The organism is Acetatifactor sp., from assembly GCF_982438285.1.
Genome location: NZ_CEWDFQ010000079.1, coordinates 1 through 10874, shown reverse-complemented (window position 1 = coordinate 10874; position 10874 = coordinate 1). Strand labels below are relative to the sequence as shown.

Here is a 10874-nt window from a genome sequence, read left to right as displayed (position 1 = left end):
GTCGAGGAAGTATCCCTCCCCTCCGGTTTGCGAGGCGTTTGCGGCCCGTGTGAAGGCAGGCCCCTACTCATAGAGAAGCAACGGTTCCCCGTGCGGATACAGGGTCGAAAATCAAGCAGGAGAAAGGGGCGGTGCCGCATGGCGGCCCCGTCCCAGCTCACTGCGTCCGGCAATGCCGGCCGCTTCGAGGCTTTCCGCCGCTTCTGAACGAAATGGCATTACGGTGCCAGATTTGGACAAAAGGTTCCTGGTCAGGTGCTTGCATTCCCTGAAAACCAGAGGTTTCAAGGAATGTCGCGGTGCTTTGACAGGTTCCTGCGATATAGGAAGGAGGATTTCAGACATGCAGAATACAGAGGTAGAAAAGAAAGAAATCAAACGCCGCTTCCAGCTCTGGATTAGACCGTCCACCTTGGAGCTGGCGGACACTCTCTATCAAAAAGACAACTGCGACAGCCGGAGTGAGTTCATTGAAAAAGCTGTCATTTTTTATGCGGGATATCTTTCCGCAGAGGACAACAAAATCTATCTCCCCAATATCGTCACATCCACACTGAAAAGCATTGTGGCGGAAAGCGATCACCGGCAGAACCGGATGATCTTCAAGCTGGCCGTGGAGATGGCAGTCATGATGAACGTAGTTGCGGCAAACAACAACATCGATCCGGTGTCACTGGATCGCCTGCGGGGAGAATGTGTCAAGGAAGTCAAAAGGCTGAATGGCTCCTTCTCTTTTGATGATGCGGTAAGTTGGCAGAAGGGATGGGAAGAAAATGAGCTATAACAAACGAAGATTTTAATTTGTTCTTTCTTAGTGTATAATTAAAAGACAAGGAGAATTTCCGGTAAAAATAGTTTAGAAGATATTTAGATAATATAAGGGGAATGAAAAATGAATGGGTTTATTGATTTTGATGATCCGAGTACTTTTCCTACAATACTAAATGAGTGGGGAGCAGAATTTGAACATAGGATACTTAGTGCAATCAATTTAGATGGCGTAAGTGAATGGTGGCAGATTGAGCACCAGTTACAAGATTTGCATATTGGAGAAATAAAGATTGTAACTGATTTTGTAGAAGAACATATGGATACTGAGGTTGCAGTATGCCATTGTACACGGATTTTGGATGTAAACCAATTTTGGAAATACGGAATTGTGACAGGGGGTGGAAGAAACTCTGTTGGTGAAAATCGATTACGAGACTTGCTTTTTAGTATAGGAGTAGAAACTGAGCAAATTGAAAATATAATGTCACATGTTTATTATTATTGGAATCGAGACAAATCATCGAGAACAGAAGCGGTACATTTTTTTATTGATAAGAATCAAGTATACAAAGATGACCAACTGAATCATTTTGCAATCAATTTAGGCGGTGAAATATTACGATGGGCATTAGAATCGATGGATAGAGAACTCTATAGAAAAGAACCATATAAACGTCTCTGGATTAAAGGTACACCATCGGTAATAAAATTTAAATGTAGACTGCGTGACATATATGAAGGATGCCGCAACGATTTAATTGCCGAGATAGTGAAATATTATATAGTTAAAAATATTTATGGTTATCCGTATGAATTTGAGTTTACAGGTATGACAAAAGGTAAAGTTCCTCCTGAAAATATTATAAGTATTGAAGAAATAAAGGGCTACATACAGATGCAGGAAAAATATCCGGATTATGAGGAATTTTATAATGAAATAGAATGAAATTGTGAGGGATATGATTTACTATGATATTTGAAGATATTATTTTTACCCCGATCCAAACAGAAGAATTATATAAACCGCAAATGCTTGATGGATTCAAAGATAAGAGCCTTCCTGATTTTAATCCCGTTACTTTCAGCAGTACATTTGTGCAAGAAGTACGAACAGATGAAACGCAGAAGGAGTTTATTCGTTCTTACTTGGAGAGCGCAAAAATATTAGCAAAAGAATTAACAAGGCTAGAAACTCCTAGAATGGGAATTCAAAAAATTTTTTATAACTATTCGCTCACATTGCCTACTATTTATTTGTGTAGACATTGTATGGAACTATCGATCAAATATGCAATTACTTGTGTAAACGGGCAGCCTAAAGAAGTACATGGATTAGAAAAATTATGGTCGTCTCTGCTCTCTTATCTTCCTAAAAAAACTTCTGGAAAGGAGAGAAGTCTTTTAAAAGGAATGGGGAGCTTTGTTCGGGCAATAGATTGCTTAGACGATACTGGAACAAAGTTAAGGTATGCAATAAATAGTAATGGAAACTGTAATCAGGATATATTTTTATGGGCAAATTCTCGAAAGATAGTTCAAAGCACAGAGCTATTTGTAAAGCAGCTTGAAAAACTGAAAAAGTTGAAAGACGAGGACGATTAAATGTTTGAAACTATATAGGAGCGGGATACTATGCTAAAGAAAACATTGGATAGAAATGAATTATATGCTGTGGCAACATCTTTTCGTGCAGCAATAATAAGAGCAAAGAAAAATTGTGAGTTCGATAGAAGGGATAGAATGTCCAACTTTCCGAGTGGCTGTTGCGATGATGCATGCGATCTTTTAGCTTACTATTTGCAAAAGAAATTTCATATTCCTTCCAAGCAGAAAATAGGTGTATATCGAGACGATAATCCAGAGAGTATAACGAATCATGTATGGCTGATGGTAAATGATATAATGATTGATATTACCGCTGATCAATTTCCGTCACTGATTAATTATACCGATGGTATATATGTCGGGATGGAAAGTGAGTTCTATAGGGGGTTAGAGGATATAGAAACTCAAGAGAATTATAATATTGAAAATAACGTACGTTTGTCAGAAGATTATAAAACGATAATAAAATATATTGATTGATAGATTCTGACTGCAAAATGCAAGAAAGAAAACATAATATCGGCTATTAGCGAACCACCAAGCAGGAAATCTCTTTGAGGTCTCCTGCTTTTTCTTTACTCTAAAATGGAAGGAGGTTTCCCATGGCCCGTCAGGTCACCAAGTTCAAATACCTAAAGCCGGATCAGGAAAAGCCCATTGGCGGGTATGCCACCTACATTGCCACCCGTGAAGGTGTGGAGAAGATCGATGAGTCTTTCAAGCTGGCTCCCGCAACAGTGAAACAACAAAAGCTCATTGAAAAGATCCTGAAGGATTTCCCGGATAGTGCCACGATGCTGGAGTATGAGGACTACCAGAGAGAAAAGACTGTGGGGGCCGCCTCTGAATTTATCACCCGTGCCATTGAGGATAATGCCCATGAGATCCTGAACCAGAAAACCTATGCCGACTATATTGGCACCCGGCCTGGTGCGGAACGCTTTGGTAGTCATGGGCTGTTCACGGATGATGGCGTTCAGGTAAAGCTGAAAGAGGTATCCCAGGAGCTGAATGCTCATCAGGGAAATGTGTGGACGCTTATTATTTCTCTGCGCCGGGAGGATGCGGAGCGCCTTGGTTTCAATACCGGCATCCGATGGAGGGATATGCTCCGGACGCAGACACAGGCCCTGGCTGACAGCCTGAAGATCCCCATGGATCATCTGAAATGGTATGCTGCCTTTCACAATGAGAGCCATCATCCCCACATCCATCTGCTGGCGTACTCTACTGTAGAGAAGGAAGGTTTCCTTACCAAACAAGGTGTGGCGAAGATGCGGTCTTCCTTGGCCAAAGATATCTTTGAGCAGGATCTGCTCTGCATTTATGAAAAGCCGACGGTTCAAAGGGATGAGCTGCGTCTGCACAGCAAGGAGCTGATCGCAGAGATCGTTTCCCGCATCAATGCCGGAACCTATGACAATCCCAAGGTGGAGGAATTGCTTCTGCGTTTAGCTGACCGCCTCTCCAAGACCAAAGGGAAAAAGGTCTATGGCTATCTGAAAGCGGATGTGAAAGCGTTGGTGGATGCCATCGTGGATGAGCTGGCTGCTGATGAAAAGATCGCTGCTCTTTACAATCTGTGGTACGAACAGAAAGAAGAAGCGCTCCAGGTCTATACAGAAACACTCCCACAGCGGGTGCCGCTCTCACAGAATAAAGAATTTAAGCCCATCAAGAATGCAGTGATACAGGAAGCCCTGGGCCTCCATGCTGACCACCAGGATGTAGAGGAACCGGCCCGGGCTGATGCTCCTGATCTGGAGATGCCAGAAGCTCCGGAATCAGATTCTCAGGCAGACGATCTCATCGAGCCAGATCCGCCTCCCGCCTTTCGCTCTTATTCTGGCGGAAGGGGCTGGAAGAAAGATACCTGGTGGACGGATGAATATAAAGCGACCCGTGCCTTCCTCTATGGCACGAAGACATCCAAACCGGATTTTGAACAGGCTCTGGCCGCTCTGAAGAAAGAAGCTCTGCGTGGCAATGGTTTTGCCATGCATGATCTTGGGAAAATGGTTTTGATCGGCCTTGGCTGTGAGAAGGAGGAAGAACAGGCACAGGAATGGTTCCGGAAAGCCTTCTCTGCTTTCTGCGCCAGAGAGCCAAAGGAAGAAAAGCCAGGGTATCTCCGATACCGGATCGGCAAGATGTACGCCTTCGGCTATGGTGTGGATCAGGACTATCGGAAAGCCGCCGGGTGGTATGAGAAATCGGTTGCGGAGAGGAATCCCTTTGCCGCCTATGCTCTGGGAAGTCTTTATCACCGAGGCCAAGGCGTGGATCAGGATGAAGAAAAAGCGTTTGATCTGTTTACCATGGCGGCCGCAGACGAGGATAAGCCGAATGCCTACGATCAGTATGAGCTGGGCCGGATGTGCCGGAATGGGATTGGCACTGCGCCGGATCAGGCGGCATCGGAGCAATGGTACAAGCAAGCGTATCAGGGATTCCTGAAGATCGAGCAAGATATGGCGGATGACAAGCTGTACTACCGTTTGGGCCAGATGAACCTTACCGGCACAGGAACAAAGAAAGATCCGGAGCAGGCCAGAATGTACTTTGAAAAGGCGGCGGAGCTTGGCAATGCCGATGCCATGTATGGCCTGGGAAAACTGTATTTGAGCAGAGATTTCTCTGGCCGGGATGTGAAAAAAGCAATCGACTATCTCATGGCTGCAGCGGGGAAAGGCCATGATTATGCCATGTACACTCTCGGCAAGTTGTTCCTGGAAGGAAAAGAGATCCCTAAGAATCCGGAGTACGCTCTGCGCTGGCTGGAAGAAGCCGTGGAGAAAGAGAATCCCTATGCGGAATACCTCTTGGGGAAAACATTGCTTCAAGGTGTGGATCTTCCCCAGGACATTCCCCGTGCGGTTTCCCTTCTGGAACGAGCAGCGGCACGCAGCAACCCTTATGCGGCGTATGCCTTGGGAAAAGCGCTGATGGAAGGAACGGTTCTTCTGCAGGATCTTCCAAAAGCCATGGAGCTGCTTGCTTTCTCTGCGGATCGAGGATTCTCCGCAGCACAGTATCTGCTGGGCAAGGTCTTCTCCAATGGAGAACTGCTCCCGAAGGACATTCCCAGAGCGGTACGTTACCTGACGAGCGCCGCCGAGCGGGATCACGAGTACGCACAATATCTTCTTGGAAAACTCTATCTGGCTGATGAAGGTATCCCCAAGGATGCGAATGCGGCGCACTATTGGTTTACCAGGGCGGCAGATCAGGGAAACGCCTTTGCTCAATATCAACTCGGCAAGCTGTTCCTTTATGGCCGGGAGGTGGAGCAGGACATGGAAAAAGCCATTTCCTATCTGACCGCCTCTGCCGATCAGGGGAATGTCTATGCTGCCCAGCTTCTCCAAAGCGTTCACAGCAACCGGAATTGGTCGGCGGCCCTGGGCAGCCTGCGGCTTTTGCAGCATCTGGCACGGATCATCCAGAACCGGATCGAGGATGAGCGCAAAGGCGGTAAGGGAGGGATTGACAGAAAGTTAAAGCGCAAGATCGATGAAAAAAAACAGGCCCATGGCCTGAAACAGGGCTGAGAAAGGAGGCTCCATGGCGACAACTTATATCCATTTTACAGAGGAACAAAAAGAGCAGGCCCGCCGCACGGATCTGCGGTCTTTGCTTCTCGGACAGGGTGAGAAAGTGGAGCGATCCGGATCGGAATACAAATGGAATCATGGTGGAGAAAAAATCACAATCCGGAGAAATCTCTGGTTTAATCAGTACAACCCGGAAGGCGGCGATGCGATTGCATTTGCCAGAGAGTTTTATGGCCTGGATTTTCCGGAGGCGGTGAAGTTTCTCCTGGAACAGCAAGGCGTTGTCATCCTCCCGCAGAAGGATGTACCGGCGAAGGAGAAAAAGCCTTTTGCCCTTCCAAAGAAGAATGAGGACATGCGAAGGGTTTATGCGTATCTTCTGAAAGCACGGTTTCTGGATCGGGAAATTGTGAACGCCTTTGTCCGGGCGGACCTGCTCTATGAAGATGCGGAATATCACAATGCGGTCTTTGTAGGAGTCGATGAAAATGGGATTGCCCGCCATGCCCATAAACGGGGAACCTACTCGGACAGCGGTTTCAAGGGCAACGTAGACAGCAGCAATCCGGAGTACAGCTTTCACCACATCGGGAAAAGCAACCGGCTGTATGTGTTCGAGGCCCCCATTGATATGCTGTCCTATATTTCTCTGCATAAGGAGAACTGGCAGGAACACAGCTATGTGGCCCTCTGTTCCACGGCCACTTACGGGGCAATGCATATCCTGAAAAGCAATCCGCAGATTAATACCGTAATCACCTGCCTCGATCATGACAGTGCGGGTATCGAAGGGAACTACCGTCTGAAAGAAGAAATCCTCCGGCTTGGGGCCTATACGGTCATTGCGGAGCAGCCTCGTTTTAAGGACTGGAACGAGGGTCTTAAAAGTGAACATGGGCTGGAACCCATCCCTGGTACAGAGCATCCCGGCCTTCAGCAGATGCAAGGACTCTGCAAAGATTTATCCGTCACATTTACCGGCTGTAAGTGCTTAAAATATCCGCTGGACGAGCTGCAGAAACGACATTGCAGAATCCGGGAATTGAAACAGAATGATTGGGAAGAACTGTTTATGCAATCCTATGAAATGGCGGGGATTGCTTTTTTATTGGGCCAGAAACAATTCGCTTCACTGGAGAAGTCCTACACAGCAGAACAATACGGAAAGATCCTGTTCCGCCTCTATGCGCCTCATCATGATAAGATCGGATACAAGGCGCGTATCTCTGAGATCGGGGATCGCCTGGGAGAAATCCGGCAGGTTTTTCAGAAAAATGAGATTCTGCCGGAATCCACACAGATGGAACAGATCAAGAATACGCTCTCCCTGTCCGTGGACTGCCTGCGGCTGTATGCTTATGTAGAGCGTGAGCAACTGGAAATGCAAAGGAGGGAATCATCATGCCAAAACGAATCTTCATCAATGGCAATGCAGCAATGAAAATCTGATTGAAAAGGAGTGATACAGAAAACTGGAAAGCGTGTTGTCCTATGGATAATATTGCAGCTTTCATTCTTGTGGCTGTTGTAATGCTTGGCGTCCTGGGCGGCGTCTCTTTGCTTGCCCATATGTACACGCTCAATATCAAGAGCAAGACCGTTGGCAATGGCCAGCATGGAACTGCGAGGTGGGCCACGAAATCGGAGATCCGGAAAACCTATAAACACATCCCCTTTGAGCCGGAGCAGTGGCGGCAGGGCAAACATCTGCCAAAGGATCAGGGAATCGTGGTGGGATGCACCAGCTCCAAGGGCGGAACCACAGCCCTTATCGATACCGGCGACGTCCATGCCCTGATGATCGGCGCCGCCGGTGTCGGTAAAACCGCCTATTGGCTTTATCCCTGCATCGAATACGCCTGCGCTTCTGGTATGAGCTTTCTCTCAACAGATACCAAGGGCGATGTCATGCGGAACTATGGAACCATCGCCAAAGAGCATTATGGCTATCAGGTATCGGTGATCGACCTGAGAAATCCAACCCGGAGCAATGGCAACAATCTGCTCCATCTGGTAAACAAGTATATGGATCTGTACAAAGAGCATCCGAAAGAGCTGGTCTACAAGGCCCGCTGTGAGAAGTATGCCAAGATCATCAGCAAGACCATCATCCTCTCCGGGATGGATGCGGCCAGCTTTGGCCAGAACGCCTATTTCTATGATGCGGCGGAAGGTCTGCTGACTGCGACCATCCTATTGGTCGCTGAGTTCTGCGAACCGGAGAAGCGTCACATCGTCTCCGTGTTCAAGATCATCCAGGAGCTGTTGGCTCCCTCGCAGAAAAAGGGAAAAAATCAGTTCCAGCAGCTCATGGAACTTCTGCCGGATGACCACAAAGCCAAATGGTTTGCCGGGGCTGCTCTCAATACTGCCGAACAATCCATGGCCAGTGTTATGAGTACAGCCCTGTCCAGGCTGAATGCCTTTCTGGATTCCGAGCTGGAGCAGCTCCTGTGCTTTGACACAGAGATTGATGCGGAGAAGTTCTGTCGGGAGAAGTGCGCCATCTTCCTGATCATGCCGGAGGAAAATCCCAATACCTTCTTCATGATCTCCCTGATCATCCAGCAACTCTACCGGGAGATCCTTGCCGTGGCAGATGAGATGGGCGGGAAACTGAAAAACCGCTGTGTGTTCTTCTGCGATGAGTATGGCACCCTTCCTAAGATTGAGAGCGCCGAGATGATGTTCTCGGCCTCCCGATCCCGCCGCCTGCAGATCGTGCCGGTGATCCAATCTTTTGCCCAGCTTGAAAAGAACTATGGCAAGGAAGGGGCCGAGATTATTGTGGACAATACCCAGCTCACCATCTTCGGCGGCTTTGCGCCTAACAGCTCCTCGGCGGAAGTGCTGTCCAAGGCCCTGGGGAGCCGGACGGTCATGTCCGGATCGGTCAGCCGAGGGAAGAATGATCCGTCCCAATCCCTGCAGATGATGGAACGGGCGCTCATGACACCGGATGAACTCAAGAGCATGCCAAAGGGCCAGTTTATTGTGATGAAAACCGGCTTCTATCCCATGAAAGTCAGGCTAAAACTGTTCTTCAAATGGGGCATCCAGTTTGAAGAAGAATATGCTGTGGAGGAAAAGGGCAACCGGAAGGTGGCCTATGCCGAGAAGCAGGAGATACTGGACGGGATCGTGAAGAAATACCATCCAGAGTGGCTAATGGAAGATGCACTACCAGCAGAGGCCATCCCACCGGCAGGAGGGCAGACACAGGCTATGACAGAGCGAAATGAGTCATCCTCCAGGGAGAAAAGAAAAGGCGGCGGCACAGGGCTGCGGACTGCGCCAAGAGCCGCCAGATCGGAGCGTAAAGGGGATGAAAGCATACGGGAGAGCCGGATGCTCCATCCGACAAAATCTACGGAGGTAAAGGAAGATGGGCAGGCTTGATTTTCTCTACCGCATGGAGTTGCCACACCGAGCAGTGGCAGTGTATTTGTATCTTTATAATCGGGCCAACCGGGATGGAGAATGCTGGCCCTCCATCCCGACCATTGCCCGTGAACTGAAACTGTCAGAGTCTACTGTGAGACGGGCGATTCAGGACTTGAAAAAAGCGGAGCTTCTCGTCACTGAGCAAAGGTACCGTGCCAGGGGCGGCAAGAGCAGCCTGCTTTTTCAGATCCGGAAACCGTGACCGAGTAAAATACCACCTTCCGCCAAGGGGCAACTGCGCCCTTTTGGTGAAAGGTGGTACCTGTCATGGTGACAGGAGAAAGTGAAATTCCCACTGTAAGAGGGATTTACAGCAGAAAAAGAAGAACAGCAGCCTGAGCGGATCAGACTGCTGTCTCTTATCTTTCTGCTTGTATCTCAAAGCAGTATCCGACTTCCCGGACGGATCGGATGGTAAAGGGGGCGTTTGGAGCTGCCTGATATAGCTTCTCCCGTAGGTTGCAGATGTGAAAGCCGATGCAGTTTCTCTCGCTGCCAGTTGCAAGATCGCCCCATACCGTCTCATAGATTTGACTGTATGTAAGGACATGACCTTGATTAGCCACCAGCAGGAGCAGAATCTCATATTCTTTCACGGTGAGTTTTATTTCTAGTCGGTTCAGAAAGATTTTTCGGCGGCTTGGATAGATCTCAAGGTTAGGAAAATATAGCATCGGTTCCTTCTCCAGTTCATATTTTGTAATTTCAGGATGGCAACGAAGAATGGTAAGGATTTCTTCTAAAGCCTTGGTATTATGCTCCTGAAGATCCAAAATAATTACTCGTCCGATGCTATCACCTCCTGATCCGTTGAATGAATAGCTTCTTTCAGTCGGGCAAAGCTCTCACTGCTGATAACGTGTTCGATCCGGCAAGCATCCGCCTCTGCAGTTTTAGAATCAACCCCCGCAGCGATAAGCTGCTCGGTGAAAAAGCAATGCCGCTCGTAGATTTCTTCAGCAACTTTGCAGCCTACATCAGTCAGATGGAGGAAGTGATCCTCATCCATTGTGAGGAAACCACCGTCTTTCAAAGTGTTTACTGCCACACATACGCTTGGTTTTGACACTCCCAGGTACCGGGCAACATCTACAGATCGTACCATACCCATTTTCTTATGGAGAACAAGTATAGCCTCCAGATAGTCCTCTCCGGACGCATGAAGTTTCATAGTGTCCCTCCCTCATTATTAAGTCAGGCTCCATCCAGCAGCATTCTTTCGGATATTGACGAAATCCTGATAGATACCCGGCTGCTCCAGAAGTTTCTCATGGGTTCCATGCTGTGCGATTTGACCGTTGTCAATTACCAGGATTTGATCGGCATCCTGGATGGTATTCAGACGGTGAGCAATCACAAGCAAGGTTTTACCCTTTACCAGCTCCAAAATAGCCTCCTGAATATAGCTTTCATTGTCGGTATCAACACTTGCGGTAGCTTCGTCTAAAATAACGATAGGCGCATCCTTCAGAATACAGCGCGCAATCGAAATACGCTGTT

At 47.9% G+C, this 10874-nt stretch carries 9 protein-coding genes and 2 pseudogenes; 8 read left to right on the top strand and 3 right to left on the bottom strand.

The window, feature by feature from the left end; translation table 11 throughout:
• Nucleotides 1–343 precede the first annotated feature (343 nt).
• The 8 genes and pseudogenes from AC1WIP_RS05800 to AC1WIP_RS05765 all read left to right on the top strand — a co-directional run bounded on the left by AC1WIP_RS05800 (nt 344) and on the right by AC1WIP_RS05765 (nt 9576).
• Nucleotides 344–784: a hypothetical protein gene (locus AC1WIP_RS05800; RefSeq protein WP_481140936.1), complete on the top strand. Its 441-nt coding sequence runs from the start codon at nt 344–346 to the stop codon at nt 782–784.
• A 108-nt stretch (nt 785–892) separates the two neighbouring features.
• On the top strand, nt 893–1717 hold the full coding sequence (locus tag AC1WIP_RS05795; protein WP_481140935.1) for a hypothetical protein: 825 nt from the start codon (nt 893–895) through the stop codon (nt 1715–1717).
• 23 nt (nt 1718–1740) lie between these two features.
• A complete protein-coding gene (locus tag AC1WIP_RS05790) occupies nt 1741–2373 on the top strand; it encodes a hypothetical protein (protein ID WP_481140934.1) in 633 nt (210 codons plus the stop codon).
• 30 nt (nt 2374–2403) lie between these two features.
• Nucleotides 2404–2856, top strand: a complete 453-nt coding sequence (locus tag AC1WIP_RS05785; RefSeq protein ID WP_481140933.1) for a hypothetical protein — start codon at nt 2404–2406, stop codon at nt 2854–2856.
• Between the two features lie 122 nt (nt 2857–2978).
• On the top strand, nt 2979–5927 hold the full coding sequence (gene mobP3 / locus AC1WIP_RS05780; RefSeq protein ID WP_481140932.1) for a MobP3 family relaxase: 2949 nt from the start codon (nt 2979–2981) through the stop codon (nt 5925–5927).
• A 13-nt stretch (nt 5928–5940) separates the two neighbouring features.
• Nucleotides 5941–7371 carry a DUF3991 and toprim domain-containing protein gene (locus tag AC1WIP_RS05775; RefSeq protein WP_481140931.1) on the top strand — a complete coding sequence of 477 codons (1431 nt, stop codon included), beginning with the start codon at nt 5941–5943 and terminating at the stop codon, nt 7369–7371.
• An 89-nt stretch (nt 7372–7460) separates the two neighbouring features.
• A pseudogene (locus AC1WIP_RS05770) lies at nt 7461–9066 on the top strand (type IV secretory system conjugative DNA transfer family protein); the annotation flags it as partial.
• Between the two features lie 249 nt (nt 9067–9315).
• A complete protein-coding gene (locus tag AC1WIP_RS05765; protein WP_481140930.1) occupies nt 9316–9576 on the top strand; it encodes a helix-turn-helix domain-containing protein in 261 nt (86 codons plus the stop codon).
• A gap of 157 nt (nt 9577–9733) precedes the next feature.
• Here AC1WIP_RS05765 and AC1WIP_RS05760 read toward each other — a convergent pair whose 3' ends face one another.
• From AC1WIP_RS05760 to AC1WIP_RS05750, 3 genes and pseudogenes are all read right to left on the bottom strand, one after another.
• Nucleotides 9734–10147 (bottom strand): winged helix-turn-helix domain-containing protein, encoded by a 414-nt coding sequence (locus AC1WIP_RS05760; protein ID WP_481140929.1) that lies wholly within the window; start codon nt 10145–10147, stop codon nt 9734–9736.
• Between the two features lie 5 nt (nt 10148–10152).
• The gene (locus AC1WIP_RS05755) at nt 10153–10545 is read right to left on the bottom strand and encodes a metal-dependent transcriptional regulator (protein ID WP_481140927.1); all 393 of its coding nucleotides are present in this window, start codon (nt 10543–10545) and stop codon (nt 10153–10155) included.
• 18 nt (nt 10546–10563) lie between these two features.
• Nucleotides 10564–10874 (bottom strand): annotated as a pseudogene (locus AC1WIP_RS05750) (ABC transporter ATP-binding protein); the annotation flags it as partial.